Source organism: Enterococcus sp. DIV1096b (assembly GCF_050498765.1).
GTDB classification, from domain to species: Bacteria; Bacillota; Bacilli; order Lactobacillales; family Enterococcaceae; genus Enterococcus_D; species Enterococcus_D entomosocium.
Genome location: NZ_JBMHEK010000001.1, coordinates 1,971,653 through 1,998,294, shown reverse-complemented (window position 1 = coordinate 1,998,294; position 26,642 = coordinate 1,971,653). Strand labels below are relative to the sequence as shown.

The window sequence follows — 26,642 nt, the reverse complement described above, 5'->3', positions numbered from 1 at the left end:
ATGTTTTCTAAAGTATTGATCGCAAACCGTGGCGAAATCGCCGTACGTATCATTCGCGCTTGTCGCGAATTAGGTATTCAAACGGTCGCCGTTTATTCAGAAGCAGATAAAGAAGCGTTGCACACAGAGCTTGCCGATGAAGCGATTTGTATCGGACCTGCCAAAGCAGCTGACTCTTATTTGAATGTACAGCAGATCCTAAGCGCTGCGATCGTCACAAAGGCTGAGGCGATCCATCCCGGCTTTGGCTTTCTTTCAGAGAATAGCCGCTTTGCTGCGATGTGCGAGGAATGCAATATCGTCTTTATTGGGCCAAAGAGTGAGACTATCGATGCAATGGGAAACAAAATCAATGCAAGACGCTTGATGATCGAAGCAGAAGTACCGGTCATTCCCGGAAGCAAAGGCGCGATTTCTGATGTGGAAGAAGCTTTAACGATCGCTGAAGAGATTGGTTACCCGGTCATGCTCAAAGCAGCAGCCGGCGGTGGCGGTAAAGGGATACGGAAAGTCGCCGATAAAGAAGCGTTACCACATCATTTTGCTTCGGCACAGCAAGAGGCGAAAGCGGCATTTGGCAACGATGAAATGTACATTGAAAAAATCATTTATCCTGCTCGACACATAGAAGTGCAAGTGTTAGGTGATTCTTTTGGTAATATTATCCACCTTGGTGAACGCGATTGCTCGCTGCAACGCAACAACCAAAAAGTGTTGGAAGAATCTCCTTCTGTGGTGATTTCTGAAAGCAAACGAGCAGAGCTAGGAGAAGCAGCGGTACGTGCCGCACAAGCGGTAGGGTATCGAAATGCCGGCACGATCGAGTTTTTAATGGCAGACACTGGGGCGTTTTATTTCATGGAAATGAACACTCGAATCCAAGTGGAACACCCCATCACTGAAATGGTGACGAACATTGATCTAGTCAAAAAACAACTCGAAGTTGCTAGTGGCGAACCGCTAGGCTTGACACAAGCAGACATCAAGATGACAGGTGCGGCAATCGAATGTCGGATCAATGCAGAAAATCCAGCCTTCAATTTTGCACCGTCACCAGGCAAGATCAACAATTTATTTCTGCCTGGTGGAGGCTTGGGTGTACGGGTAGACAGTGCCATGTATTCCGGCTATACGATCCCGCCTTATTATGATTCCATGATCGCTAAAGTGATCGTTCACGGCGAGAACCGTTTTGAAGCATTGATGAAAATGCAGCGGGCGTTAGCTGAATTAGTGACCGATGGTGTCATTACGAATGCAGAATTCCAAATGGACTTGATCAGTCACCCGAAAGTGATTGCGGGAGACTATACAACCGCCTTTTTACAAGAGGAATTTTTGCCAAATTGGACACCTGAACAATAGGAGGGAAGTTGAGTGGCTTTATTTAAGAAAAAAAACTACATTCGCATCAATCCTAATCGAGGTCAGCTGCCAACGAACGAACCAGTCGTCCCAGATAATCTTTGGGCGAAATGTCCTAGTTGCAAACGAACGCTTTATACGAAGGAGATGGGGGCAGAAAAAGTCTGTCCCCACTGCGGGTATAATTTCCGGATCAGCGCCTGGGAACGGATCGCTATCACGATTGATGAAAAAAGTTTTGAAGAATGGGACACAGATGTTACCACAAAAGATCCCCTTGATTTCCCAGGGTACCTGGATAAAGTCGCACAAATGCAAGAAAAAACTGGTTTGCATGAGGCTGTTCTAACGGGAGAAGCCAAAGTTCGAGGATTGCCGTTAGCAATCGGTGTCATGGATGCGAATTTCATCATGGGCAGTATGGGAACGGTCGTGGGGGAGAAAATCACCCGTTTGTTTGAACGTGCGATCGAAAAACAGCTACCAGTTGTTCTTTTTACCGCTTCGGGTGGGGCTCGGATGCAAGAAGGGATTTTGTCACTGATGCAAATGGCGAAGATCTCCGCGGCAGTAAAACGCCACAGTAAAGCTGGCTTGTTTTATCTAACGGTTTTAACGGACCCGACCACCGGTGGCGTTACCGCTAGTTTTGCGATGGAAGGGGATATCATCCTGGCAGAACCGCAAGCATTGATCGGTTTTGCTGGACGACGTGTGATTGAACAAACCATTCGTCAGGAACTACCTGAAGATTTTCAAAAGGCAGAGTTCCTGTTAGATCATGGCTTTGTCGATCAAATCGTTCCACGGACGAACTTGCGGGAGAAAATCCACCATTTGATTTCTTTGCATACGCGGAAAGGATGTAATCGCAATGACTAGAGCAGCCCACGAAATCGTTGAACTCGCTCGCAGCAAAGACCGCTTGACGGCACTGGATTACTTTGAAGGCATTTTTTCTGAGTTTGAAGAGTTTCATGGAGACCGTCTGTTTGGCGAAGATGAAGCCGTTGTTGGCGGGATAGCTTGTTTAGATGGCAAGCCAGTGACCGTGATCGGTATTCAAAAAGGCCGTAATCTACCTGAAAATTTACGCAGAAACTTTGGCTCACCACATCCTGAAGGCTATCGAAAAGCGTTACGCTTAATGAAGCAAGCAGAAAAATTTCAGCGACCTGTGGTCACATTGATCAATACAGCAGGGGCGTTTTGTGGTATTGGCGCGGAAGAACGGGGAGAAGGTGAAGCGATTGCCCGTAACTTGATGGAAATGTCCGATTTAACGGTGCCGATCTTGGCAATCATCATTGGTGAAGGCGGCAGCGGCGGTGCTTTAGCACTGGCTTTAGGGGATGAAGTGTGGATGATGGAACACTCGATCTATGCCATTTTATCTCCCGAAGGCTTTGCTTCGATCCTATGGAAAGATGGTAGCCGGGCCAAAGAAGCTGCTGGTTTAATGAAGATCACTGCCCAAGAACTATTTGAATTAGGCGTTATTGAAAAAGTGATTGCTGAAACCCATGAAGAGGCCTTTTTACCGAAAGAGCAATTGATGGAACAGATGAAAGCGGCAATTTCAACGAAACTCGCTGAACTTTCTACGTTGCAAACAGAAGAATTGCTTGAGGCAAGGTATCAGCGTTTTCGCCGATTTTAACAACTAGGATATCCACTCTGATTAGAGAGAGGGTATCCTAGTATTTTTTTATTAAAAGTGTTATTGAATAAATCGTGCAAATGACGAAGTTTTTAGTTTAAAATTTAATTATTCTGTGCTATTATGTATATATTCTGAATATAAGAAGATTATATTGCATAAATATTTGTTTTGAAGAGGAGCGTTTTTAATGAAAAAATTATTTGGAGCACTTGTTGTATTGACGGGGATTTTGGTTTTAGGAGCTTGTGGAAATGGCGGCTCATCGAGTACTGGCAGTTCTAGTGCCAGCGGTTCGGCGGATAACCAATTGGAAGCCATCAAAGCAGCCGGTGTGTTAAATGTGGCAACTTCTGCTGACTTTGCCCCCTTTGAATTTCATGCCTTGATTGATGGCAAAGATACGATCGTGGGCGCAGATATCGATATGGTCAATGAGATCGCTGATCGTCTTGGTGTCGAAGTGAATATTTTGGACCTTGATTTCAATGCTGTCTTGACTGCTTTGCAACAAGGAAAAGCCGATATCGCTGTTTCAGGCATCTCAGCAACTGACGAACGTAAACAGACTTTTGATTTCACCGATAACTATTTTACACCAGAACAAAAAGTAGTTGTTAATAAAAACAATGAGTCGGCATTTGATTCAATCGAAAGCTTGTCTGGCAAAAAGGTAGGCGCTCAAAAAGGCTCGATCCAAGAAATGATCGTTCAAGACCAATTAGCGGATTCGCAATTGGTTTCCATCGCCAAAGTTCCGAATCTAGTCAATGAATTGAAACAAGGATCGATCGACGGTTTGGTGCTTGAAAGTGCGGTGGCTGAATCGTATGTTGCACAAAATGATGACCTCGTGATCACTGATGTAGCATTAGAAGCGTCTGAAGGCGATTCTTATGCAATTGCTTTACCTAAAGGGAGTACCGAACTACAAGAAGAGCTAAACAGTATTTTGAAAGAATTGATTGAAGATGGTACAATCGATGAGTATGTACAAAAGAACACAGATCTAGCCAACGAAAATGCGGCGCAATAGATAGAACGGAGTAGACACAATTATGGATTTATCCTTTTTAGCGATATATTACCCTTATTTTCTTTCTGGTGTGGTGATCACCATCGTGATCTCTATCATCACCGTGATCTTTGGAACGATTCTAGGGGTGATTTTTGCCCTAATGAAATTATCAAAAGTGACGCCTTTGCGCTGGTTTGCTAATGCGTATATTGAAGTCATCCGCGGCACACCAATGTTGGTGCAGATATTGATCGCTTTTGGTCTTTTGCAAGGCATGTTTGCCTTGCCGACAGTCTCGATCGGTGTGTTGAGTCTTGATTTTGGGCGGTTATTTCCTGGGATCATTGCGCTCTCGCTTAATTCTGGGGCATATGTTGCTGAGATCGTCCGAGGGGGAATCAATGCCGTTGATTACGGTCAAACAGAAGCGGCTGGTTCTTTAGGGCTGCGGCCTTTTCAAACGATGCGTTATGTCGTATTGCCACAAGCACTACGCAACATCTTGCCGCCACTAGGCAATGAATTTATCGTTTTGATCAAGGATTCCTCTTTGCTTTCAACGATCGGCATCTACGAGCTGATGAACAGTGCGCAGATCGTTGTCACCAGTTCTTTCCAACCATTAACGCCTTTCTATGTGGCGGCGGTCATTTATTTCATCTTGACGTTTACGACTTCGCGACTATTGAGTTTATGGGAAAAGAAACTAGGAAAAGGCTATCGTCGTTAAAAGGAGAAGACAAGCTATGATGTTAGATATTCAAGAGTTACACAAAACCTTTGGCAGCAATCAAGTGCTGAAAGGGATCACAACGACGATCGAGCAAGGAGAAGTCGTTGTGGTGATTGGACCATCTGGTTCAGGAAAAAGCACGTTCTTACGCTGTTTAAACTTACTAGAAGTACCGACAAGCGGAAAAATCTTTTTTGAAGGAACCGATATTACCGATCCAAAGAATGATTTGTATAAGATGCGGGAAAAAATGGGCATGGTTTTTCAAAATTTCAATCTTTTCCCGAATATGACGGTTTTAGAAAACATTACTTTGTCCCCGACGAAAGTCAAAAAGGTAGCAAAACCAGCTGCTGAAACACTAGCAAAGCAACTATTGAATGATGTAGGTCTGCCTGATAAGGCAAACTCCTATCCACAAAGTCTATCTGGTGGACAAATGCAACGGATCGCTATTGCACGTGCCTTGGCGATGGAACCGGATGTGATGCTCTTTGATGAACCGACTTCTGCGTTAGACCCTGAAATGGTTGGCGAAGTATTGTCTGTCATGCAGCGTTTGGCTCAGCAAGGAATGACGATGGTCATCGTCACTCATGAAATGGGCTTTGCGAAGGAAGTCGCGGATCGGATTTTATTTATGGATCAGGGAATCATTATGGAGGAAGGAACGCCAGAACAGCTCTTTGATCATCCGAAAAACCCGAGAACCATTGATTTTTTAAGTAAAGTATTGTAAAATGCGAGAAGCTCGCAGTTGCAAATGACAATTTTGGACTTTTTCTAAGCATCCTTTCAGTAAAAGGATGCTTTTTTGACGGAAAAAAAGACTACTTTAAAGAAGTGATGGAACAAACTGTTGTTTCGACACCTTCGTTTTTCAGTTCTTTTACAAGAAACCTGCAGAAACTAGCGCACTTGCTAGTATTCAAAAAGATTCTATTGTATAATTACAGGTTGAAGAGGTCTGATCCTTTTAGAAACTGCCTGCTTGCTTGTCAACAGCTAGTACGGTTTCTTTTTAAAGATCGACTATGTGGATCGATGACTAGTCGCCGACTTTTAACATGCGAAGAAATCAGATAGTAAAGGAGATTCTATGTTTTCAAATTATAAACCGACTTGGATGGTCGATGCGATTTATAAAATCACCCCTAGCCAACTAAAGGCACAGGGGATCAAAGGGATTTTGACCGATCTTGATAATACCTTGATTGCTTGGAATAATCCTGATGGAACCGAAGAATTAAAAAACTGGTTATTGGAAATGAAAAACGCTGGCATACCGGTGATTGTCGTTTCTAACAACAATAGTGAACGCGTGGCACGGGCTGTTGCGCCTTTTGGTTTAAAGTACGTACACCGCGCATTAAAACCTTTTTCAAGAGGGATCAAACAAGGGTATCAGCAATTAGGCTTGAAAAAAGAAGAGGTTGTCATGATCGGCGATCAGATTATGACGGATGTACGAGGTGCCAATCGTGCTGGTGTTCGCAGCATTCTAGTGAAACCAGTGATCCCAACGGATTCTTGGAAAACCCAGTTTAATCGAGCAGCAGAAAGAAAAATCATGAACTATTTATTGAAACACAACCCAGAGTTAAAATGGCGTGGAGGAATTTAATATGACAGAAGGAATCGAAGAAATTCACTGTATCGGCTGCGGGGCATTGATTCAAACAACAAATCCTAACGAATTGGGGTACACCCCGCAATCTGCATTAGAAAAAGGACTTGAATCAGGAGAAGTCTATTGTCAACGCTGCTTCCGCTTGCGCCATTACAATGAGATCCAAGATGTCGCGCTGACAGACGATGATTTCCTACGTTTGCTGAATGAAATCGGGGAAAAAGACGCCTTGATCGTTAATGTCGTCGATATTTTTGACTTTAATGGTTCATTGATCCCAGGACTGCACCGCTTTGTTGGTGATAATCCTGTTTTATTAGTGGGCAACAAGGTGGATATTTTACCGAAATCTTTGAAAAAATCGAAAATGACCCAATGGATGAAGGAACGGGCTTACGAAGTCGGTTTAAGACCCGTCGATGTATTGTTGACGAGTGCCAAGAAACCGGGTGAAACCCAAGCGTTGCTACAAGCGATCGAAACGTATCGTGAAGGTCGTGATGTGTATGTGGTTGGTGTGACGAATGTTGGAAAATCAACATTGATCAATCAAATCATCAAACAAACAGCAGGGATCAACGAGCTGATCACCACTTCGCGATTTCCTGGAACTACATTGGATAAAATTGAGATTCCATTGGACGACGGGCACTTTTTGATCGACACACCAGGAATCATTCATCGTCATCAAATGGCACACTATTTAGGTAAAAAAGATCTGAAAATCGTGGCACCAGCCAAAGAAATTAAACCGAAAGTGTATCAATTGAACCCTGAACAAACCTTGTTCTTAGGGGGACTTGCCCGTTTTGATTTCATACAAGGAGAACGAAGTTCGTTTGTTGCCTATGTAGCGAATGATGTAGCGATCCATCGGACCAAATTAAGTAAAGCCGATGAATTTTATGAGAAACATGTTGGTGGGCTGCTGCAGCCGCCACGAGCAGATGAAGTGGCGGATTTTCCTGAACTCGTCCGTTTCGAATTTTCAATCAAAGAAAAAACCGATATCGTTTTTGCTGGACTTGGCTGGATCACGATCACCAAACCATGTGTCATCGCCGGGTGGGCGCCAAAAGGTGTCGATGTGCTTAGACGTAAAGCATTAGTATAAGGAAGAAGGAAGATTATGGACTTACGAGGAAAACAAAAAAAATTTTTACGAAGTGAAGCGCACCATCTAAACCCGATTTTTCAAATCGGCAAAGGCGGCTTGAATGACGCGATGATGGCGCAAATTGAAGAAGCACTAGAAAAACGAGAATTGATCAAAGTCTCATTACTCCAAAATACCGATGAGGTTGCTGACGAAGCAGCTGAAACGATCCTTGAGAAAGTTGGCTGTGAAGTGGTTCAGATCATCGGACGAGTGATCGTTTTATTCAAACCGTCTAGTAAAGAAAAATACCAAACGATTTCAAGCAAAGTTCGTTCAATTTAGGAGGGAGAAGGCATGCAAGGACAAACATTTGGAAAGGTACAAACGGTTTTAGAGACACAAACACAAGAACTTGTACCGAAAAAGCAAGTGGGCATTCTTGGTGGAAATTTTAATCCAGTACACTACGCACATCTGGTCATGGGTGAGCAAGTAGGGCAAGCATTAGGGCTGGATAAAGTTTATTTAATGCCTGAGTATTTACCGCCTCATGTTGATGAGAAAAAGACAATTCCCGCTGAGCATCGTTTAGCGATGTTGAAGTTGGCGATCGCCGATAATCCGCGATTTGCTGTAGAGACCATTGAGTTGGAACGAAAAGGTAAGAGTTATACGGTTGATACGATGCGGGAATTGACAGCTAAGAATCCAGATACTAATTATTATTTTATCATTGGCGGGGATATGGTGAACTATTTACCAAAATGGCATCAAATCGATGAGCTGATGGAATTGGTAACTTTTGTGGGGGTTCGCCGCCCGGAAGTGCCGATCGATAGCCCATACCCGATTATTTGGATCGATATTCCTCTAATGGATGTCAGCTCAACAACAATTCGTAAAAAAGTGCAACAAGGTTGTTCGGTTCGCTACTTATTGCCTGATAATGTGTTACACTATATTCAAGAAAAGGGGTTGTACTTGGATGAAGAGTGAACACTACACACAAGCAGAACGGGAACTTTTGATGCAAAAGGTCCAAATGCAGATGAGTCAAAAGCGCTTTGAGCATGTGTTAGGTGTCGAAAAAACGGCCGTTGCCCTTGCGGAAAAATATGGCGCTTCACCGGTCAAAGCCAGCATCGCTGCTTTGACTCATGATTATGCCAAAGAACGCAGCGATGAAGAATTTCGATTAGTCATTCGTAGAGATGGATTTGAATTGGATCTCTTGAACTGGAACAATGCTATCTGGCATGGACTCGTCGGTGCTGATTTCGTTCAACGAGAATTAGAGATCGATGATGATGAAATCTTACAAGCGATCCGTTTGCACACAACCGGAGCTGCCAAGATGAGCCTACTAGATAAAATCATCTATGTGGCAGATTATATCGAACCCGGGCGTACGTTTCCTGGAGTCGTTGAGGCTAGGGAAATCGCAATGATCGACTTAGATGCCGCTGTTGCTTACGAAACGAAACATACCTTGCTTCATTTGATCGAAACAGAAGCAGTTATCTACCCAAAAACGATCGAAACCTACAATTTTTGGGTAGCCAAATATAGGAGGGAATTACCATAGATAGTCAGAAAATATTAGAAATTGCTGTAAAAGCCGCCGATTCAAAACATGCCGAAGATATTATGGCATTAGATGTGCGGGAAATCTCTTTGCTAGCAGATTACTTTGTGATCTGTTCAGGAAATAGTGAACGTCAAATCAATGCGATCATTGATGAAGTCATCGATAAAGAAGAAGAAAGTCAAGTATCTGTTCGCCGTGTCGAAGGAAAAGATGGTGGAAAATGGGTCTTGATCGACTTAGGTGACGTAATCGTTCACGTATTCAGTGCCTCAGAACGTGCTTTTTACAACCTAGAAAAATTATGGTCTGATGCGCCGCTTGTGGATCTTAATGAATGGGTCGTGGCGTAATGGCTTACGAAACCTTCGCATTTGTCTATGACGAAGTAATGGATTCCAGTCTCTATAAAAAGTGGCTGGATTTTTCTTGTCGTCATTTAGGAAAAAGAAAACAGCTGTTAGAATTGGCTTGTGGAACCGGTGCGTTAGCCGTTGAATTTGCCAAGGCTGGTTTTGATGTGACTGGGTTAGATCTTTCAGAAGAGATGCTGATGATCGCTAGTCAACGGGCTGAAAAAGAAGAGGCGGCTGTGCAATTTGTTGCGGGTGACATGCTGGATCTCGTAGATATTGGCACCTATCAAGCTATTACTTGCTATTCTGACTCTCTTTGCTACATGGAAGATGAGCAGAGTGTGCAGCAAGTGTTTGATGGTGTTTACAGTTGTTTAGAAGAAGATGGCGTCTTTTTATTTGATGTGCATTCCTTATATCAAATCAATGAAGTGTTTCCTGATTATAGCTACCATTACCAGACGGATGAATTTGCCTTTCTTTGGGAAAGCTATCAAGGAGAAAAAGACCATAGCATTGAACATTTCTTGACCTTTTTTGTTGCACAAGAGAATGGGTTGTTTGAACGCTTAGATGAGCTTCATCAAGAAAGAACCTATCCTCTCGAAAGCTATTTAAGAATGTTAGAAAATGCTGGTTTTGCTAATGTTGAATGCTACGCTGATTTTATCGATACAAAACCAAATGAAAAAAGCCGTCGCTGGTTTTTTGTCTGCCATAAGTAACCGTTATGTAAAACAGGAGGGATGTCGATGAAGGCTTGCGGACTAGTCGTAGAATATAACCCTTTTCACCATGGCCACCAATACCATGTGGACAAAGCCAGGCAAGAAACCAACGCTGATGTCATTGTAGCCGTGATGAGTGGGAATTTTTTACAGCGTGGCGAACCAGCAATCATCGATAAATGGCAACGAGCCCAAGCGGCATTGCAAAATGGCGTCGATTTGGTCGTTGAACTGCCATCCGCTTGGGCCGTCCAGTCTGCTGATTTTTTTGCAGCGGGAGCGATTAGGATCTTACAAAATCTGCAATGTGATTCTTTGTGTTTTGGAACAGATGCGAAACAACCCTTTGACTATGCAAAGTTCGCTCAGTTTGAAAAAGAAAATCAGCGGATGATCGATGACGCATTTCAACGCATAGCTAGGCAAAATGCTACCTATAGTCAAAAAATGAGTATGGTCCTCAGTGAGCTTTATCCTGAGTACCATGCAGAAAAAGACCAGCCGAATCATCTGTTGGGTATGGCGTATGCACGGGAAGTGTTGTGTTATGAAAAACCAATGAGGCTTGTTCCCATCCAACGAATTGCGGCCTCTTATCATTCAGAACAATTTGAGCATCCAACGATCGCTAGTGCCACAGCCATTCGTCAAGGTCTCAAACAAGGTGAAGCTGTTGTGGATTTTGTTCCTGAAGCAACACAAAAATTTCTTTCGCAAACAACAGTCGACTGGGAAACCTTTTGGCCGTATCTTCAATACCAGATCATTTCTGCCCCCCTCGAAAAATTAGCTGCTATTTACCAGATGGAAGAAGGACTAGAATATCGACTAAAACAATATGTGACTGCGGCGGATTCGTTTGCAGATTTTATCAAGTTGTTAAAGACAAAACGCTATACCCAAACGAGACTGCAGCGTCTTGCTTGTTATGTATTGTTCCAAGTGACAAAAGCTGAAATGAAGGAAGCCCAAGCACATCCCTTTATTCGAGTCTTAGGCTATACAAAGCAAGGGCAGCACTATTTAAAAGAAGTCAAAAAAGAGCTGACCCTTCCGCTGATCGCTAAATTCGGTAAGAAAGAAGCACAGCGCTACGGCTTGTCATTGCGGATCGACCAGATCTATCAGCAAGGGAATCCTCAAATCACAGAACAAAATTTTCGAAGAATTCCGCTTTTTATTGATAAATAAGTGAAAATTACTTCACAGAACGCCATTTGACAAGTATAATGAATAAGGATTTTTAAAAACAAGAAAGCGAAGTGAAATCATGGGTCGTAAATGGGCAAATATCGTAGCGAAAAAAACTGCTAAAGATGCAAACAATAGCCGAGTTTATGCAAAATTTGGAATCGAAATCTACGCAGCAGCAAAATCGGGTGATCCTGATCCTCACGCGAACCAAAAATTACGCTTTGTTATCGAACGTGCGAAAACCTACAATGTGCCAAAACACATTATTGACCGTGCGATTGAAAAAGCCAAAGGTTCTGGCGATGAACAATACTCAGAACTTCGATATGAAGGATTTGGACCAAATGGATCAATGGTGATCGTCGATACTTTGACAAACAACGTCAACCGTACCGCAGCCGATGTTCGGGCCGCTTTTGGTAAAAACGGCGGGAATATGGGTGTTTCTGGGGCAGTTGCTTATATGTTTGATAACACAGCATTATTTGGCTTTGCTGGTGACGATGCTGATGAGATCTTAGAATACTTGATGGACAAGGAGATCGATGTTCGTGATGTTGTTGAAGAAGATGGACAAATTATCGTTCACGGTGAACCAAGTGACTTCCATGCCATTCAGGAAGCCTTGAAAGAAAAAGGAATCACCGAATTTTCAATTGCTGAAATGCAAATGATTCCTCAAAATGAAGTAACCTTGACTGGCGATGATCTAGAAAAATTCGAAAAAATGATCGATGTATTAGAAGATCTTGAAGATGTTCAAAATGTCTATCACAATGTGGCAGACGCTGAAGAATAAGACATACTGGCAGCCTAGAGGTGATCTGGCTGCCAGTTTTTGGTGTTTTTTTCATCAACCTTCCGTTGTTTAGTCAAGTGAAAAAACAAGAGAGCGAGAAGCACTTCTCTTGAAAATTCTTCAATATTCATCGTCTTTTCAGTTGGTTTCCAGACATTTTATATGTTATGATTTACTACATAAGCAAACAACTCGTTAGGGGGGCAGACATGGAAGAAAAAATCGTTTTAGAGCCATTTAATCGAATCTTAAGTGGTTTTGAAAAGCTAGCAGAAGTGTCTGTATCGATTTCTGACTGCTCGGCTCTTTGTCGGAAATATCAAAAGTATGGGGTGGAAGGGTATCGTCTAGGCGATTATCGTGGTTCTTCTTATTTGAATCGTTATTTAAATGTCGTCGTTGATCGCGCACCCTTGTTAATTTATAAAGAGCGATTCTTGATTCCTTTGGTCTTTCGCATGTCGGAATACTCTGAACGGCTCTTTATCGATGATTATCGAATGGAAGGGTTCTTCTTGCTGTTGGATTGGCTTTTAGAACACCGACCAGAAAAAGCAATTATTGATTATAAGCGAACGCGTGCTTTACCTCACAGAAAAGAATTGGTAATCGATAGTTCTTATGTGCTTTTTCGATTGACGGAAATTCTCGACGGTGCTGGTTTTCCTCTTAGTCGCTTTACAACGATCGAGGAATTTAGTCAATGGAATCGTACCCATCGTTTGATCGATAATGGCAGTATCGGACGTCATACAAAATTATTTGTTCCAGAAGATCCGGAACACGTTTCTGAGCTGCAGATGATTTTAACAATCGTTGGGATGCGTTATCCAGAAACCCGCTTATTTATTGGCGAATTAAAAGGCTAAAAAACATCACAATCGGCTGGTTTCATTTGAGAATCAGTCGAAAGTGATGTTTTTTTGTTAGGTTATTCGTCAATCCGTGATGCTTCTTGAAACTGATAAGTGGCAGGATCAGCTTTCACTAGAAGCGGCAATTCTTCTTGGGTAAGGACGGTCAACTGATGCATCGCCCGTGTCGCCATTGTATAAAAAATCAATTGGTCTTGTTCAGTCGCGAAAGTGGCACCTGGTGTCCAGACAAATACTTGGTCAAACTCTAGCCCTTTTGCTAAAAAGGCCGGGAAGATCATGACATTGCGTTTCATGAAGTCTTCTTCAGAGGTGATCAGCTGCACTTGTTCCTGCATTGTTTCTGTCAGCTGGGCATATAACTGCTGGCAATCCTTTGCGGTTTTACAAATGATCGCGGTGCGCCAACGCTGATTCTCCGCTGCCTTTCGAATACTGGTTTCTAGGAAAGCCAGATTTTCAGATTCAGTTCCTTTAACAATTGTTGGTACCGCACCTTTACGAGCCGTCAATTCCACTTGATCACTGCCAACTAAAAATTGATTGGCGAAATCTGTGATTTCCTTAGTCGAACGATAGCTGGTTTTCAATTGATAACGTTTCACGCTTTCGTGGGGGAATAATTCTGCTAATGCTCCGACGATCGTTTCATTGCCATAAACTTTTTGGTTCAAATCGCCGCACAGGGTGATACCAGCCTTTGGATAAAGCTGACGCAGCAGAGCCACTTGTGCTGGTGGAAAATCCTGCATTTCATCGATAAAGATAAACCGAGCTTTTTCTTCGACGTGAACAGGATAAAGCTGTTTGATCAGTAAGAAAAACAAAACGGCGTCTTCTTGTTTGATTTGTCTTTGGCGCATTCCTTGGCGAATGTTGGCAATACTTTGCTGCCAAGCCGCAGCCTCGATGCCAGTTTCTTTGACTGCAGCAGACTCAACCGATTGTAAAAAGTGTAAGTATTGCTTGGCTTGGTTGATAAACTGAAAGTTTTTCACTCCCCGCGTCAAGGAACGGAACTTCTTACGGACGATCTGCTGTCTGAGTTTCTTCCGCAAACGGTGTTCGTTTTCTTCGCTGTATTCTTGATGAGGATCGTTGGTAAATACTTGTTGCAATTGCTCTTCGGTCGCTTCTTTGACCCAGTCTTTTTTGGCTTCATCTTTTTCCAAGCCGCCGATTTTTTTTAATAATTTTGTTTGAAGCAGTTGGGTTCTTTGGTAAATCGGCAATTCATGATTGGTTTCTTGGTACCAGCGGCGAATCTGTTCTTTTGTCAAATAGGTTTGCCCTTGGATTTTTAGATCACGGAACAAGGGGCCGATCGGTGCAATCGAACGGACATAACGGTTGATTTTTTCCACCAAGAAAAGACTACTTTTGATTTTTTCAATGGCATCATCGTCGCCGCTTAAAAAGTTCTCTTCTTGTTGGGTTTCTTTTGTTACTTCATAGCCAGTCAGAATCAATTGGATAAAGTGGTGGAAGGTTCTTGTGGGCACTTCACTTTCCCCTAATGAAGGCAGGACCATGGATATATAGTCAGAAAACAAATGATTGGGTGAAAACAGCAAGACTTGTTTTTCGTCCAGCCATTTGCGATTCCGGTAAAGTAAAAAGGCGACCCGCTGCAATAAAGCAGAGGTTTTCCCACTTCCAGCAATCCCTTCGATCAGTAAAAATTTATTGGTGGTATCACGAATAATTTGGTTCTGTGCTTTTTGGATCGTTGAAACGATGTTACGCATTTGAGAAGAAGAGGCCTCATCCAAGATTTCCAATAAAAATTCGTCATTGATGATCTCCGAAGTATCGACCATCGATAAGATCTCACCATTTTGAATTTTAAACTGGCGTTTTAAGAGCAGCTCTACCGTAAAACGGTCGGTGTCTGTTTCGTAGAATGTTTCACCAAGTTCTCCTTCATAGTAAAGATTAGCGATCGGTGCGCGCCAGTCAATGACGATCGTTTCTTCCTCTTTGTCTCGTAAAGAAGCGATCCCTAAATAGAGGGTCTCGGTTTCTTGCTCTTCTTTGAAATCGATTCGAGCAAAGTAGGGATTGCCTGCCATCGTTGTTAGGGTTTTGACGCGTTTTTCTTGTGATTCTGCGGTTTGATACTTGATCAGCAGTTCTTGTTCATGCTGCTGGTACTCGATAACTGATTCATAAAAGGCTTCACTGTCGCCTCCGCGAATTTTCTTATCGGCGATTTCTTTTAATTGATCATCCATTTTAGCGGCTAATTCTTGTTTTTGCTGCGAAAGGATCGCTTGTTCTCTGTGGATCAGAGCAATGGTCTCATTGATATGTTGTTGTTCTTTTTGACGTTCGTTCACGAAGGATCCTCCTTAAAAAAATTGCGACATAAAATTATAGCATATTTTCCCTGTGAATGTCGTGGAAAAAAAGAAACTATGCTAATATTTATAAAAAGAGCTTAGGTGTTCAAAAACGAAACGAAATAGAGGTGGAAAAGGTGAGAGAAGAAGCAGAATTGCGCCAATTGATCCTGTCTGTTGGGAAACGTGTTGGGGCACGTGCCATCGGTTTATCTGGTTCACGGACCGATCCACAGGCGCCAAAAGATATTTTGCAGGATTTTGACGTGGTCTTCGTGATGGAGGATATTCAGCCTTTGGTCGATGATTCTTCATGGTTAGAAGCCTTTGGATCAATCATGATCAGGCAAACACCGGAAGCTAGCACGATTTATCCACCCAGCTTGGGTGGTTGTTTTACCTACTTAATGCATTTTCAAGACGGAGCACGAATCGATCTCATGCTTTGTCCTCTTGCACTGGTCGATCGTCTTGCTAAAGAACCAGGCTTGCAGCCGCTGCTTGATCCAGACCAATTACTAAGTTTTGCTAATCAAGCAAATCATTCGCATTACTGGATCAAGCGCCCGACCCAAGCCGCTTTTCAAGAACACTGCAACGAATTTTGGTGGGTAAGCACGTATGTCGTGAAAGGGCTGCTTCGAAAGCAACTAATTTATGCTACGGATCATTTATACACCATTTGTTGGCAAGAATTGTTATGGATAGAAGATTTGTTTGTTGCCCATGCTCAGCAATTTCAGGTGAGTACTGGGAAAAATCATAAATACCTGCAGTCGTTTCTAACGGAAAAGGAGTGGCGGGAATTGACCTCATTGCTTGATTTTTCCACGATCACTGCTTGCGGTCAGTCCCTTTTGAAGATGCAAAAACGATTTGATAAGCAAGCAAAGAAAATCAGCGAGAAATTAGGGTTGGCCTATGATTGGCAAGAAGCTGAGAATGTCCAAACATATACGAAGTATTGGAGTGAAAAAAATTGGCAGATGAGACCAGAGAACCAAAAATAAAAGACAGTCAGATTCAAGCGTTTTGGCAGCGGTTTTTAAAAGCAAATCCAAGAAATCAATCTTCTCTGACCTATGAAGATGCTTGGTCCTTTGGTGATACTTCAGAAATGGCGGATGAACTGGCAGCACTTGTTTTAGCTGGCAAAAAGACAGCGACGACCTCCGCCGCTGCGCTCTATGAAATCGAGCAAGAAGCATTGCCACAATCAGAAACGTATAGTGTCCTTTTAGATGGTTCGGATGTACCAAGAGCTGTTCTTTATTTAGAGTCAGTGTCGATCGTGCCATTTGATGAAGTGACAGCAGCGTTTGCCTTTTTAGAAGGGGAAGGAGATCGCACTTTGGCTTATTGGCGCCGTGTTCATGAAGCTTTTTTTCGACGAGCTTATGCCTCAGCGGGGTTGTCTTTTCACGATCAAATGCTATGCGTTTGTGAAAAGTTTTCTGTCGTGTATCAGGAGGAATAAAGACACGTTTTTCTTTGGAAATCATGGGAATAGCTTTTGTCTTTTTGAAAAAGGTGTATAATCAAAAGCAAACAAAGGAGGAAATCGTATGCCATTTATTCATGTCGAACTAGTTGAAGGGCGTTCGCAAGAACAACTGACGAATATGATGAAAGAAATCACTGAGGCGGTCCATAAAAATACGGGTGCCCCTAAGGAGCATATCCATGTCATCATCAATGAAATGAAGCAAGGAACCTATGCTGTGAATGGCGATTGGAAATAATTCTCTTGCTTTTTCTTGTAGGTAGTGGTTTAATTGAGCCATAATCGATCAATAAAAAAGACACCTGAGTTTGAGAGTCTTCGATAAGAGAGGGAAATCTTGGCTGAAAATTTCCTGGAAGAAAACCAAAGGATGACCACTTTTTTTAGACCTCTGTCGAAACGGAGGCGGTTGAACCGTTATCTCATGAAGAGGAAAACAGACTTTTTCTGTTTTCGAACAATAGGTGGAACCACGAGTGATCGTCCTAGTATCGTAACCGATACTAGGACTTTTTTATTGATTGAAATCATTCAAAGGAGGACATTCATATGTCATTATTTATTACATTTCCTGATGGCGCAAAAAAAGAATTTGCTGTTGGGGTAACAACTAAAGAGATTGCTGAAAGTATCTCGAAAAGTCTTGCAAAAAAAGCCTTAGCTGGAAAAGTCAATGGACAACTGATCGATCTTTCACGTCCGATCGAAGAAGATGCAACGATTGAGATCGTGACACCCGATCATGAAGACGCCTTAGGTTTACTTCGTCATTCGACAGCTCATTTAATGGCTCAAGCCATGCGCAGACTCTATCCATCGATCCATTTTGGAGTAGGACCTGCAATTGATTCTGGTTTTTACTATGACACAGACAATGGGGAAAACCCAGTAACTGCGGAAGATCTACCAGCAATCGAAGCAGAAATGATGAAAATCATTAAAGAAAATCTGCCAATTGAACGACGTGTATTAACAAAAGAGGAAGCTTTGGCTCTTTTTGCTGAAGATCCATACAAAGTTGAGTTGATCACAGAATTACCAGATGACGAAACGATTACTGCCTATCAGCAAGGAGAATTTGTTGACTTATGCCGCGGCCCTCATGTCCCATCGACAGGTCGTATCCAAGTGTACAAATTGTTATCAGTAGCCGGAGCCTATTGGCGTGGAAGTTCTGATAATCAAATGATGCAAAGGGTATATGGAACAGCCTTTTTCGATAAGAAAGACTTGAAGGAATTTATTCGTTTACGAGAAGAAGCAAAAGAACGCGATCATCGTAAATTAGGGAAAGAATTAGAATTGTTTATGTTGTCCCCTGAAGTCGGCGCGGGTTTGCCTTTCTGGTTGCCAAAAGGAGCAACGATCCGTCGTACGATCGAGCGTTATATCGTGGATAAAGAAGTTAGCCTTGGGTACCAACACGTATACACACCAATCATGGCAAACGTGGATTTATACAAAACATCAGGGCACTGGGATCATTACCACGAGGACATGTTCCCACCAATGGATATGGGGGATGGCGAAATGCTGGTTCTACGACCAATGAATTGCCCACATCACATGATGGTTTACAAAAATGACATCCATTCGTATCGTGAACTACCAATTCGGATCGCTGAATTAGGAATGATGCACCGCTATGAAAAATCAGGGGCACTATCAGGGTTGCAACGGGTTCGGGAAATGACCTTAAATGATGGTCATACATTTGTTCGTCCTGATCAAATCAAAGAAGAATTCAAACGGACACTGGATCTTATGGTGGGCGTTTACGAAGACTTTAATATTACTGACTATCGTTTCCGTTTAAGTTATCGCGATCCACAAAACAAAGACAAATATTTTGATGACGATGCGATGTGGGAAAATGCGCAAACAATGCTAAAAGCGGCCATGGATGAATTAGAATTGGATTATTTTGAAGCTGACGGTGAAGCAGCTTTCTACGGACCTAAACTAGATGTCCAAGTGAAAACAGCTTTAGGTATGGAAGAAACCTTGTCAACGATCCAATTGGATTTCTTATTGCCTGAACGGTTTGATCTAACATATGTTGGTGAAGATGGCGAAAACAACCACCGTCCAGTGGTGATCCACCGCGGCATCGTTTCAACGATGGAACGTTTTGTGGCTTATCTGACGGAAGTCTATAAAGGCGCATTCCCAACGTGGTTGGCGCCGATCCAAGCATCGATCATTCCAGTTTCAGTCGAAGCTCACAGTGACTATGCTTACGAAATCAAAGAACGCTTGCAGGCACAAGGACTGCGGGTAGAAGTGGATGACCGCAACGAAAAAATGGGGTATAAGATCCGCGCATCACAAACCCAAAAAATTCCTTATCAAATTGTTGTTGGGGATCAAGAAGTCAATGATGCGACAGTCAATATCCGTCGCTACGGCAGCAAGGAGACCCAAGTCGAAGAATTGAATCTGTTTGTTGATGCAATGGCTGCTGAAGTGAAAAATTATAGTCGAGCATAGCTTTTGGTTCAAAGAAAACGAATGATTTTATAGTATAGGCACCTGCTTTCAGCAGGTGCCATTTACCTTTTTTAATCTATATAAAATAAAATAATTAGATTTTTTTTGTTTTTGTGAATAAAATCGTGTATAATTAGTATGTGATAAAAAGGAATAAACTAGAAGGAGTTTGTGATGAATTATAATTACGGAGTTAGAAAGAAATCGGTTGTATCGGTCATTTTATTAACATTTATTACTTGTGGCATTTATACATTCTTTTGGATGTACCAAACAACCAAAGAGCTGGCAGAATACAGCGGGGATAATCGTCTTTCGCCAGAGACGTCGATTTTACTCACGATCCTTACTTGTGGATTGTATCAAATTTATTGGTGGTACCGAATTGCGGATATCTTTATGAGTGCACAACAACGAGCGAATATGCCTCGTCTGAGTGACAACAAAATTCTTTTTGTCGTCTTGAGCCTGTTTGCTTTTGATTTCATCAACATGGCGATTTTACAAGGTGATATGAACCAAATGTGGGAAGCGGCTGATCAAAATGCCATGACCTCATCTAACAATACAAACGATTCGTCTGATTCAGATGATTGGGTAGATTATTGATTTGTCCGTTTAAATGGTTAACGGGGTTTCCTTGTCCAGGTTGTGGCATGACGCGCGCCTACTTGCACTTATTTCAGGGTGATCTTGAAGGTGCGCTGCATTTTCATCCCTTGTTTTGGTTAGTGCCGATCGTATTCGGAATCGTTTTATTCAAAAAAAATCCGAAAATCAGCAAACTTTACTACAGTCACAACCTGTGGGTGACATTGACACTTTTGGTACTAGTGGTTTATGGTGGTCGGCTCTGGCTTCATTTCCCACATGACGCGCCAATGGACTTTGATCCAGAGAGCATTTTCCCACAACTACTACGTCGGATTGGTCAAGTGATTCACTAACAGCCATTCACCCAAGCATTAAAAATCTTTAAGAAAATGCTTTGTTTTTTTCTGAAAGCGAAGGGAACATGCGACAGTAGTTGAATCTTTATGAAAATTGTGTTATATTTACAATGTAATGATACTTAGAGTGAGTGAGCGGTTTTTTCGCTCACTCTTTTTAATGGAATGAAGTTCGTTTCGTTGAGAAATAAAGGAGGCGATGTTGTGAGTACGGTAGTGGAAACTGTTACAGATATAGTGACCCCTATTCTGGATGCGCAAAAATTTGAATTAGTTGAAGTAGAATTCGTGAAGGAAGGGAAAAATTGGTTTCTTCGTGTGTTCATTGATAAAGAAGGCGGAATCGATATCGAGGAATGTGCCTTTGTCAGTGAACAACTTAGTGAACAATTAGACCAATGCGAACCTGATCCTATTCCACAGGCCTATTTCTTGGAAGTTTCTTCCCCTGGCGCCGAGCGTCCATTGAAGAAAGAAGCAGATTATCAACGGGCAGTCGGCGAGTACATTCATGTTTCTTTATATCAACCGATTGATGGAGAAAAACAGTTCGAAGGCTTTTTACAGTCATTCGATGAAAATCAGCTAGTTATGAAGACCCGAATCAAAACCAGAGAAAAAGAACGAACGATCGACCGGAAAAATATTGCCAAAGCTCGTTTAGCCATTCAATTTTAAACACGGAGGAATGAAAGAATCATGAGTAAAGAAATGTTGAATGCATTGGATGCATTAGAAGCAGAGAAAGGCATTTCAAAAGAGATTGTCATCGATGCCTTGGAAGCGGCATTGGTTTCAGCGTACAAACGTCATTACGGGCAAGCACAAAATGTGGAAGTAGAATTTGATCAGAAAAAAGGCAATATCCACGTCTATGCAGTCAAAGAAGTGACAGAAGAAGTCATGGACTCGCAACTAGAGGTTTCATTAAAAGAAGCGATGACAATCAACCCCGCTTATGAAATCGGCGACAAAATCCGCTTTGAAGTAACGCCTAAAGACTTTGGTCGTATTGCGGCGCAAACGGCAAAACAAGTCATTTTGCAACGGGTCCGTGAAGCGGAAAGAAACATTATCTATAACGAATTTAGTGCGTACGAAAAAGACATTTTGCAAGGAATCGTTGAACGCCAAGACAATCGTTATATCTATGTAAACTTAGGCAAAATTGAAGCCGTGCTTTCAAAACAAGACCAAATGCCAAATGAGTTTTATCAACCCCATGATCGGATCAAAGTATTCGTTTCTCGTGTTGAAAATACTTCAAAAGGACCTCAAGTATTCGTTAGCCGCAGCCATCCAGATTTGCTGCGCCGATTATTTGAACAAGAAGTGCCAGAAGTATATGATGGTACTGTAGAGATCGTAAGTATTGCTCGTGAAGCAGGGGATCGTGCCAAAGTTGCTGTTCGTTCCTTTGATGCCAACGTCGATCCAGTCGGCACTTGTGTTGGCCCTAAAGGTCAACGGGTTCAAGCGATCGTCAATGAACTAAAAGGCGAAAACATGGACATCGTGGAATGGAATGAAGATCCAGCGATCTTCATCGCCAATGCGTTGAATCCAGCAGAAGTCAGCGACGTTATTTTTGATGTTGATAATCCGAAGGCTTGTACTGTTGTCGTGCCTGATTACCAACTATCATTAGCGATCGGTAAACGCGGACAAAATGCTCGCCTAGCAGCCAAATTGACTGGCTTCAAAATCGATATCAAATCAGAAACAGACATGGAAGAATTTTATGCGAAGCTGGATGAAGGCGACTATATCGATGAGTATGATGCCAATGCTTCAGAAGCTGCTGAAGAAATCAGTACAGAAGCAACAGAATCTGCAGAAACAGTTGATGAAGCGATCCTTCCATCAGACATGACTGCGGATGATTATGAAAATGTTGAGTTTGACGAAAAATAGTTGAGGTGAGATCGTGATGAAAAAACGAAAAATTCCTTTACGAAAATCAGTGATTTCAGGCGAAATGCTACCTAAGAAAGAAATGCTTCGTATCACTCGTTCAAAAGAAGGCGTTGTTTCCATCGATCCGACAGGAAAAATGCCAGGTCGGGGAGCTTATATAGCGATCGAACCGGCTGAAGCCCAGAAAGCATGGGATAAGCGTATCTTGGATCGAGTGCTGGAAACGAAATTGACAGATGAATTTTACCAAGAACTATTGGACTATGTAACGCACCAAAAAGCGCGAAAAGAGTTATTTGCAAATGAATAAAACCAAAGCATTAAATATGTTAGGACTAGCCATGCGTGCTGGGAAATTAGTAACTGGTGAAGAAATGACTTTAAAAGAGATTCGCAATGAGAAAGCTGCTTTAGTCATTATCGCCAGTGATGCTGGTAAAAATACACAAAAGAAAATTAAGGACAAAAGTTCTTATTACGAAATTCCGCTCCTAGATGCATTTTCTGCTGATGAAATCAGTGCGGCCATTGGGAAACCAAGAATGGTCATTGGCATCTTAGATCAAGGATTTGCAAGGAAGGTGCAGGAATTAATATTAGGTTAGGAAGGTGATTGCATGGGAAAAAAAAGAATTTATGAACTTGCAAAAGAATGGAATAAGTCGAGCAAAGAGGTTGTTGAAAAAGCACAATCTTTAGGCTTTGATGTCAAAAATCATATGGGCGCGATCTCAGATGGAGAGGCGCAAAAATTGCAGCAGTCATTAGGCGGCAATCCAAATGGTAAAACATCTGCAAACTCAAATCCCGCAAATCAGAAACCAGCCAACCAGCCGGAAAAACAAGAACAAAAGAAATTTAAAACGCAAAGAAATAATCCTAACTTCCAAAACCGTCATAACAATCAAAGTCAACAGCGAACTACGCAAAGCAATAACCGTCCTGCTGGTCAAGGACAAGTAGATCGCACGAACAGTCAAGGAAGTAACAGACCAAATAACCAAGGAAGTCATAATCGAGTGAATAACCAAGAGAATCGTAACAATCAAGGGCAACAAAACCGCCCAACAAACCAAGGACAACAAAACCGTCCGAATAATCAAGGGCAACAAAATCGCCCAACAAACCAAGGACAGCAAAACCGTCCGAATAATCAAGGGCAACAAAATCGTCCGAACAATCAAGGACAGCAAAACCGTCCAAACAACCAAGGACAACAAAATCGTCCGAACAATCAAGGACAGCAAAACCGTCCGAATAATCAAGGGCAACAGAATCGCCCAACAAACCAAGGACAACAAAACCGTCCGAATAATCAAGGGCAACAAAATCGCCCAACAAACCAAGGACAGCAAAACCGTCCAAATAACCAAGGGCAACAAAACCGTCCGGCCGCTCAATCTGCAGGAAATACGCAAGGGGCAGACCGTAACAATAACCGTCCGCAAGGATCGAATGATTCTCGTGGAGGAAATCAAAACCGCGGCAAGTCAAACTACGGTGGACGCAACAATAATTTCAACAATAACAATCGCAACAAATTCAATAAAAAAGGCAAAAAAGGCCGTCAGCAGACGGAAAAGAAACCGCCAGTTCCAGCACGTAAATTCCGTGAGCTACCAGAAGTATTGGAATATTCAGAAGGCATGAACGTAGCGGATATCGCGAAAAAAATCTACCGTGAACCAGCAGAGATCATCAAGAAACTCTTTATGATGGGGGTTATGGTCAATCAAAACCAACCTTTAGATAAAGATACGATTGAACTGCTTGCTACCGATTACGGAATCGAACCACAAGAAAAAGTTCAAGTGGATATCGCAGACATCGATAAATTCTTCGAAGCAGAAGAACAAATTGAAGATAATTTAGTATCACGACCACCTGTTGTGACGATCATGGGTCACGTTGACCACGGGAAAACAACATTGCTTGATACTTTACGTCATTCACGCGTAACAAGTGGTGAAGCTGGAGGAATCACCCAGCATATTGGCGCTTACCAAATCGACATCAATGGCAAACCAATTACTTTCTTAGATACTCCTGGACACGCGGCCTTCACTAGTATGCGTGCACGGGGAGCAAGTATCACCGATATCACGATTCTTGTTGTCGCAGCTGATGATGGAGTGATGCCACAAACAGTGGAAGCGATCAACCATGCGAAAGCAGCAAAAGTGCCGATCATCGTTGCAGTAAACAAAATCGATAAACCAGGTGCTAACCCACAACATGTGATGCAAGAATTAAGTGAACATGAGTTGATCCCAGAAGCTTGGGGTGGCGATACGATCTTCGTTGAAATCTCAGCGAAATTTGGGCAAAACATTGAAGAATTGCTTGAAATGATCCTCTTAGTAGCAGAAGTCGAAGATTTGAAAGCTGATCCTACCCAACGGGCGATCGGTACAGTCATTGAAGCGCGCCTTGATAAAGGAAAAGGTCCTGTAGCAACACTATTGGTTCAACAAGGGACTCTTCATGTAGGTGATCCAATTGTTGTAGGGAATACTTTCGGTCGTGTTCGCGTAATGACGAATGATTTAGGTCGTCGTGATAAAGCAGCTGGACCTGCTACACCAGTCGAAATCACAGGATTGAATGATGTGCCTCAAGCAGGTGATCGTTTCGTTACTTTTGAAGACGAGAAAACAGCTCGAGCAGCGGGTGAAGAACGTGCAAAACGTGCTTTGATGGAGCAACGCGCATCAAGCAGTCGTGTGACATTGGATAACTTGTTTGAAAGTCTAAAAGAAGGCGAACTGAAAGAAGTAAATGTCATCATCAAAGCAGACGTACAAGGTTCAGCTGAAGCATTAGCTGCTTCATTGAAGAAAATCGATGTTGAAGGTGTGCGAGTGAACATCGTCCATTCAGCTGTTGGTGCAATCAATGAAAGTGATGTAACGCTAGCAGCAGCAAGTAATGCCATCATCATCGGATTCAACGTCCGTCCAACACCGCAAGCCAAACAGCAAGCGGAAGCGGAAAAAGTCGATATTCGTTTGCATCGCATCATCTACAAAGCGATCGAAGAAATCGAAACTGCGATGAAAGGGATGCTTGATCCTGAATTCGAAGAAAAAATCACTGGTCAAATGATCGTTCGTGAAACATACAAAGTATCTAAAGTGGGCACGATCGCAGGTTGCTACGTAACGGAAGGCAGTATTCGCCGTGACAGTGGCGTCCGCGTGATCCGTGACGGCATCGTTATCTATGAAGGCAAACTTGCCAGCTTGAAACGCTTCAAAGATGATGTCAAAGAAGTGAAGCTAGGGTTTGAATGTGGCGCGATGATCGAGAAATTCAACGATCTTAAAGTTGATGACGTGATCGAAGGCTATGTCATGGAAGAAGTACCGACAAAATAACGGAATGACAACTATACAAGGAGGCTTTTTGAATGGCTAACTATCGAGATCGCCGAGTGGCACAAGAAATCTTAAAAGAAGTCAATCAAATTCTTCGTAAAAAAGTTCGTGATCCTCGCGTGCAAGATGTGACGATCACAGATGTACGAGTAACTGGAGATTTACAGCAAGCAACGATCTTTTACAGCACCCTAACGGACTTAGCTTCAGATAAGCAAAAAGCCCAAGCAGGACTGGAAAAAGCAACTGGCTTGGTTCGTCGTGAATTAGGTCAAGCGTTAACGCTCTATAAAGTTCCAGAAATCCAATTCGAATTGGATGAATCAGTACAATACGGGAATAAAATTGATGAAATGATTCGCGCATTGCACTCAGAAGAATAAAAAAAAGAGCAGCTTCCAATCGAAGCTGTTCTTTTTTATTTGAAAAGAGCATCAGGTATTCATCAGTAAAGTTACCAGTCCAGCAACACCTGTCCCCAAGAGCCAGCCTCCGATCACATCTGTTAAAAAATGGATCCCTAAGTAGACTCTGCTAAAGCCGATCATAAAGCTTAACAAAACTGCCAGCAGAGTCATCGGAAGGACTGCTGAGGGAACCAATTGTCCAAGATTCAAGGCGATCGTTCCGTACATGGCAGCGGATGTGGCAGCATGGGCACTAGGAAAGCTGTGATCTTTTTCTTCAACTAAACGATGATCGATCGGACGATCTCGTCGGACGATCCGTTTGATCAGGTAAGCAGCTGCTGATACTATGAAGATACTGACTGCTGTTTTTGGTGCAAGATCCGCCCGCGATGATGGAAAGACAAACAATAGTAAAGCGATCGCAACTGTCGGAAAGGCTTTTCCTAAATTGGTAAAAAAGTGCATCATGCGCGTCAAAGAAGGCGTACGGCTTTGGATGATCTGCAAAGCAAACGCTTCTTCCCAACGCTGCATCGTGCCGAGCTGAATCATGATCAAAAAGATGGCAAATCCAATAAATGACCCTATCGTTAAAACAACCATTCTAGGA

Annotated in this window: 30 protein-coding genes; 28 read left to right on the top strand and 2 right to left on the bottom strand. The window is 42.5% G+C overall.

From position 1 onward, the window contains the following. The 16 genes from IGJ17_RS09530 (at position 1) to IGJ17_RS09455 (ending at position 13,036) form a co-directional block, all read left to right on the top strand. A complete protein-coding gene (locus IGJ17_RS09530) occupies positions 1-1,365 on the top strand; it encodes an acetyl-CoA carboxylase biotin carboxylase subunit (RefSeq protein WP_005235585.1) in 1,365 nt (454 codons plus the stop codon). A 12-nt stretch (positions 1,366-1,377) separates the two neighbouring features. Continuing rightward, positions 1,378-2,247, top strand: a complete 870-nt coding sequence (accD, locus tag IGJ17_RS09525) for an acetyl-CoA carboxylase, carboxyltransferase subunit beta (protein ID WP_429961297.1) — start codon at positions 1,378-1,380, stop codon at positions 2,245-2,247. After that, positions 2,240-3,025 (top strand): acetyl-CoA carboxylase carboxyl transferase subunit alpha, encoded by a 786-nt coding sequence (locus IGJ17_RS09520; RefSeq protein WP_005235587.1) that lies wholly within the window; start codon positions 2,240-2,242, stop codon positions 3,023-3,025. Before accD ends, IGJ17_RS09520 begins: the two co-directional genes overlap by 8 nt. A gap of 190 nt (positions 3,026-3,215) precedes the next feature. Next, a complete protein-coding gene (locus IGJ17_RS09515; protein ID WP_005235588.1) occupies positions 3,216-4,061 on the top strand; it encodes a transporter substrate-binding domain-containing protein in 846 nt (281 codons plus the stop codon). Between the two features lie 22 nt (positions 4,062-4,083). Continuing rightward, positions 4,084-4,773, top strand: a complete 690-nt coding sequence (locus tag IGJ17_RS09510) for an amino acid ABC transporter permease (RefSeq protein WP_005225900.1) — start codon at positions 4,084-4,086, stop codon at positions 4,771-4,773. A gap of 16 nt (positions 4,774-4,789) precedes the next feature. Beyond that, positions 4,790-5,515 carry an amino acid ABC transporter ATP-binding protein gene (locus IGJ17_RS09505; RefSeq protein WP_016612186.1) on the top strand — a complete coding sequence of 242 codons (726 nt, stop codon included), beginning with the start codon at positions 4,790-4,792 and terminating at the stop codon, positions 5,513-5,515. A 360-nt stretch (positions 5,516-5,875) separates the two neighbouring features. Then, positions 5,876-6,400 (top strand): YqeG family HAD IIIA-type phosphatase, encoded by a 525-nt coding sequence (locus tag IGJ17_RS09500; protein WP_008378174.1) that lies wholly within the window; start codon positions 5,876-5,878, stop codon positions 6,398-6,400. Position 6,401: 1 nt separating this feature from the next. Further along, entirely contained in the window at positions 6,402-7,520 is a 1,119-nt protein-coding gene (gene yqeH, locus IGJ17_RS09495) for a ribosome biogenesis GTPase YqeH (protein ID WP_008378172.1), read from the top strand. A 15-nt stretch (positions 7,521-7,535) separates the two neighbouring features. After that, the gene (gene yhbY, locus IGJ17_RS09490; protein WP_429961296.1) at positions 7,536-7,847 is read left to right on the top strand and encodes a ribosome assembly RNA-binding protein YhbY; all 312 of its coding nucleotides are present in this window, start codon (positions 7,536-7,538) and stop codon (positions 7,845-7,847) included. Positions 7,848-7,859: 12 nt separating this feature from the next. Beyond that, positions 7,860-8,501 carry a nicotinate-nucleotide adenylyltransferase gene (locus tag IGJ17_RS09485; RefSeq protein WP_429961295.1) on the top strand — a complete coding sequence of 214 codons (642 nt, stop codon included), beginning with the start codon at positions 7,860-7,862 and terminating at the stop codon, positions 8,499-8,501. Next, a complete protein-coding gene (gene yqeK / locus IGJ17_RS09480) occupies positions 8,491-9,090 on the top strand; it encodes a bis(5'-nucleosyl)-tetraphosphatase (symmetrical) YqeK (RefSeq protein WP_005235599.1) in 600 nt (199 codons plus the stop codon). Before IGJ17_RS09485 ends, yqeK begins: the two co-directional genes overlap by 11 nt. A gap of 11 nt (positions 9,091-9,101) precedes the next feature. Next, positions 9,102-9,443, top strand: a complete 342-nt coding sequence (rsfS, locus tag IGJ17_RS09475) for a ribosome silencing factor (protein ID WP_034878521.1) — start codon at positions 9,102-9,104, stop codon at positions 9,441-9,443. Further along, positions 9,443-10,171, top strand: a complete 729-nt coding sequence (locus IGJ17_RS09470) for a class I SAM-dependent DNA methyltransferase (protein WP_016612181.1) — start codon at positions 9,443-9,445, stop codon at positions 10,169-10,171. The genes rsfS and IGJ17_RS09470 overlap by 1 nt, the downstream gene beginning before the upstream one ends. Before the next feature lie 27 nt (positions 10,172-10,198). Next, positions 10,199-11,365: a nucleotidyltransferase gene (locus tag IGJ17_RS09465; RefSeq protein WP_086332427.1), complete on the top strand. Its 1,167-nt coding sequence runs from the start codon at positions 10,199-10,201 to the stop codon at positions 11,363-11,365. Positions 11,366-11,444: 79 nt separating this feature from the next. Further along, positions 11,445-12,167 (top strand): YebC/PmpR family DNA-binding transcriptional regulator, encoded by a 723-nt coding sequence (locus tag IGJ17_RS09460; RefSeq protein WP_005225911.1) that lies wholly within the window; start codon positions 11,445-11,447, stop codon positions 12,165-12,167. A 209-nt stretch (positions 12,168-12,376) separates the two neighbouring features. After that, positions 12,377-13,036, top strand: a complete 660-nt coding sequence (locus IGJ17_RS09455; protein ID WP_034872543.1) for a hypothetical protein — start codon at positions 12,377-12,379, stop codon at positions 13,034-13,036. 62 nt (positions 13,037-13,098) lie between these two features. On the opposite strand, the gene helD is transcribed toward IGJ17_RS09455, so the two are convergent. Continuing rightward, on the bottom strand, positions 13,099-15,381 hold the full coding sequence (helD, locus tag IGJ17_RS09450) for an RNA polymerase recycling motor HelD (RefSeq protein WP_429961294.1): 2,283 nt from the start codon (positions 15,379-15,381) through the stop codon (positions 13,099-13,101). Between the two features lie 140 nt (positions 15,382-15,521). On the opposite strand from helD, the gene IGJ17_RS09445 reads away from it, so the two are divergent. The 12 genes from IGJ17_RS09445 to rbfA all read left to right on the top strand — a co-directional run bounded on the left by IGJ17_RS09445 (position 15,522) and on the right by rbfA (position 26,005). Then, positions 15,522-16,394, top strand: a complete 873-nt coding sequence (locus tag IGJ17_RS09445; RefSeq protein ID WP_086332425.1) for an aminoglycoside 6-adenylyltransferase — start codon at positions 15,522-15,524, stop codon at positions 16,392-16,394. After that, complete coding sequence (locus IGJ17_RS09440) at positions 16,364-16,861, top strand: ASCH domain-containing protein (protein WP_005235615.1); 498 nt, start codon at positions 16,364-16,366, stop codon at positions 16,859-16,861. Before IGJ17_RS09445 ends, IGJ17_RS09440 begins: the two co-directional genes overlap by 31 nt. 88 nt (positions 16,862-16,949) lie before the next feature. Continuing rightward, positions 16,950-17,126, top strand: coding sequence for a 2-hydroxymuconate tautomerase (locus tag IGJ17_RS09435; RefSeq protein ID WP_005225916.1), 177 nt, complete (start codon positions 16,950-16,952; stop codon positions 17,124-17,126). 311 nt (positions 17,127-17,437) lie between these two features. Continuing rightward, a complete protein-coding gene (thrS, locus tag IGJ17_RS09430; protein WP_005235617.1) occupies positions 17,438-19,378 on the top strand; it encodes a threonine--tRNA ligase in 1,941 nt (646 codons plus the stop codon). A gap of 174 nt (positions 19,379-19,552) precedes the next feature. Further along, positions 19,553-19,987 carry a DUF4234 domain-containing protein gene (locus IGJ17_RS09425; RefSeq protein ID WP_008378150.1) on the top strand — a complete coding sequence of 145 codons (435 nt, stop codon included), beginning with the start codon at positions 19,553-19,555 and terminating at the stop codon, positions 19,985-19,987. After that, positions 19,972-20,325 (top strand): DUF2752 domain-containing protein, encoded by a 354-nt coding sequence (locus IGJ17_RS09420; protein WP_034695542.1) that lies wholly within the window; start codon positions 19,972-19,974, stop codon positions 20,323-20,325. Before IGJ17_RS09425 ends, IGJ17_RS09420 begins: the two co-directional genes overlap by 16 nt. 207 nt (positions 20,326-20,532) lie before the next feature. Then, the gene (gene rimP / locus IGJ17_RS09415) at positions 20,533-21,006 is read left to right on the top strand and encodes a ribosome maturation factor RimP (protein ID WP_008378146.1); all 474 of its coding nucleotides are present in this window, start codon (positions 20,533-20,535) and stop codon (positions 21,004-21,006) included. Between the two features lie 21 nt (positions 21,007-21,027). Next, positions 21,028-22,242, top strand: coding sequence for a transcription termination factor NusA (gene nusA / locus IGJ17_RS09410; RefSeq protein WP_008378144.1), 1,215 nt, complete (start codon positions 21,028-21,030; stop codon positions 22,240-22,242). A gap of 16 nt (positions 22,243-22,258) precedes the next feature. Then, positions 22,259-22,555, top strand: a complete 297-nt coding sequence (gene rnpM, locus IGJ17_RS09405; protein WP_005225922.1) for an RNase P modulator RnpM — start codon at positions 22,259-22,261, stop codon at positions 22,553-22,555. After that, positions 22,548-22,850 carry a YlxQ-related RNA-binding protein gene (locus IGJ17_RS09400; RefSeq protein WP_005235626.1) on the top strand — a complete coding sequence of 101 codons (303 nt, stop codon included), beginning with the start codon at positions 22,548-22,550 and terminating at the stop codon, positions 22,848-22,850. The genes rnpM and IGJ17_RS09400 overlap by 8 nt, the downstream gene beginning before the upstream one ends. A 12-nt stretch (positions 22,851-22,862) precedes the next feature. Next, positions 22,863-25,622: a translation initiation factor IF-2 gene (gene infB, locus IGJ17_RS09395; RefSeq protein ID WP_061054241.1), complete on the top strand. Its 2,760-nt coding sequence runs from the start codon at positions 22,863-22,865 to the stop codon at positions 25,620-25,622. 32 nt (positions 25,623-25,654) lie between these two features. After that, complete coding sequence (gene rbfA / locus IGJ17_RS09390; RefSeq protein ID WP_005225925.1) at positions 25,655-26,005, top strand: 30S ribosome-binding factor RbfA; 351 nt, start codon at positions 25,655-25,657, stop codon at positions 26,003-26,005. A gap of 51 nt (positions 26,006-26,056) precedes the next feature. On the opposite strand, the gene IGJ17_RS09385 is transcribed toward rbfA, so the two are convergent. Further along, entirely contained in the window at positions 26,057-26,635 is a 579-nt protein-coding gene (locus tag IGJ17_RS09385; protein ID WP_005235629.1) for a phosphatase PAP2 family protein, read from the bottom strand. Positions 26,636-26,642: the final 7 nt, after the last annotated feature.

What these genes read in the sequence shown, in the direction of transcription:
- IGJ17_RS09425 (WP_008378150.1), top strand. Translation starts at nt 19,553, where the DNA reads ATGAATTATAATTACGGAGTTAGAAAGAAATCGGTTGTATCGGTCATT.
- IGJ17_RS09530 (WP_005235585.1), top strand. Translation starts at nt 1, where the DNA reads ATGTTTTCTAAAGTATTGATCGCAAACCGTGGCGAAATCGCCGTACGT.
- rnpM (WP_005225922.1), top strand. Translation starts at nt 22,259, where the DNA reads ATGAAAAAACGAAAAATTCCTTTACGAAAATCAGTGATTTCAGGCGAA.
- IGJ17_RS09470 (WP_016612181.1), top strand. Translation starts at nt 9,443, where the DNA reads ATGGCTTACGAAACCTTCGCATTTGTCTATGACGAAGTAATGGATTCC.
- IGJ17_RS09455 (WP_034872543.1), top strand. Translation starts at nt 12,377, where the DNA reads ATGGAAGAAAAAATCGTTTTAGAGCCATTTAATCGAATCTTAAGTGGT.
- nusA (WP_008378144.1), top strand. Translation starts at nt 21,028, where the DNA reads ATGAGTAAAGAAATGTTGAATGCATTGGATGCATTAGAAGCAGAGAAA.
- IGJ17_RS09500 (WP_008378174.1), top strand. Translation starts at nt 5,876, where the DNA reads ATGTTTTCAAATTATAAACCGACTTGGATGGTCGATGCGATTTATAAA.
- IGJ17_RS09385 (WP_005235629.1), bottom strand. Translation starts at nt 26,635, where the DNA reads ATGGTTGTTTTAACGATAGGGTCATTTATTGGATTTGCCATCTTTTTG.
- IGJ17_RS09510 (WP_005225900.1), top strand. Translation starts at nt 4,084, where the DNA reads ATGGATTTATCCTTTTTAGCGATATATTACCCTTATTTTCTTTCTGGT.
- yhbY (WP_429961296.1), top strand. Translation starts at nt 7,536, where the DNA reads ATGGACTTACGAGGAAAACAAAAAAAATTTTTACGAAGTGAAGCGCAC.
- infB (WP_061054241.1), top strand. Translation starts at nt 22,863, where the DNA reads ATGGGAAAAAAAAGAATTTATGAACTTGCAAAAGAATGGAATAAGTCG.
- IGJ17_RS09460 (WP_005225911.1), top strand. Translation starts at nt 11,445, where the DNA reads ATGGGTCGTAAATGGGCAAATATCGTAGCGAAAAAAACTGCTAAAGAT.
- thrS (WP_005235617.1), top strand. Translation starts at nt 17,438, where the DNA reads ATGTCATTATTTATTACATTTCCTGATGGCGCAAAAAAAGAATTTGCT.
- IGJ17_RS09520 (WP_005235587.1), top strand. Translation starts at nt 2,240, where the DNA reads ATGACTAGAGCAGCCCACGAAATCGTTGAACTCGCTCGCAGCAAAGAC.
- IGJ17_RS09465 (WP_086332427.1), top strand. Translation starts at nt 10,199, where the DNA reads ATGAAGGCTTGCGGACTAGTCGTAGAATATAACCCTTTTCACCATGGC.
- IGJ17_RS09400 (WP_005235626.1), top strand. Translation starts at nt 22,548, where the DNA reads ATGAATAAAACCAAAGCATTAAATATGTTAGGACTAGCCATGCGTGCT.
- yqeH (WP_008378172.1), top strand. Translation starts at nt 6,402, where the DNA reads ATGACAGAAGGAATCGAAGAAATTCACTGTATCGGCTGCGGGGCATTG.
- IGJ17_RS09515 (WP_005235588.1), top strand. Translation starts at nt 3,216, where the DNA reads ATGAAAAAATTATTTGGAGCACTTGTTGTATTGACGGGGATTTTGGTT.
- IGJ17_RS09505 (WP_016612186.1), top strand. Translation starts at nt 4,790, where the DNA reads ATGATGTTAGATATTCAAGAGTTACACAAAACCTTTGGCAGCAATCAA.
- rbfA (WP_005225925.1), top strand. Translation starts at nt 25,655, where the DNA reads ATGGCTAACTATCGAGATCGCCGAGTGGCACAAGAAATCTTAAAAGAA.
- yqeK (WP_005235599.1), top strand. Translation starts at nt 8,491, where the DNA reads ATGAAGAGTGAACACTACACACAAGCAGAACGGGAACTTTTGATGCAA.
- IGJ17_RS09485 (WP_429961295.1), top strand. Translation starts at nt 7,860, where the DNA reads ATGCAAGGACAAACATTTGGAAAGGTACAAACGGTTTTAGAGACACAA.
- IGJ17_RS09435 (WP_005225916.1), top strand. Translation starts at nt 16,950, where the DNA reads ATGCCATTTATTCATGTCGAACTAGTTGAAGGGCGTTCGCAAGAACAA.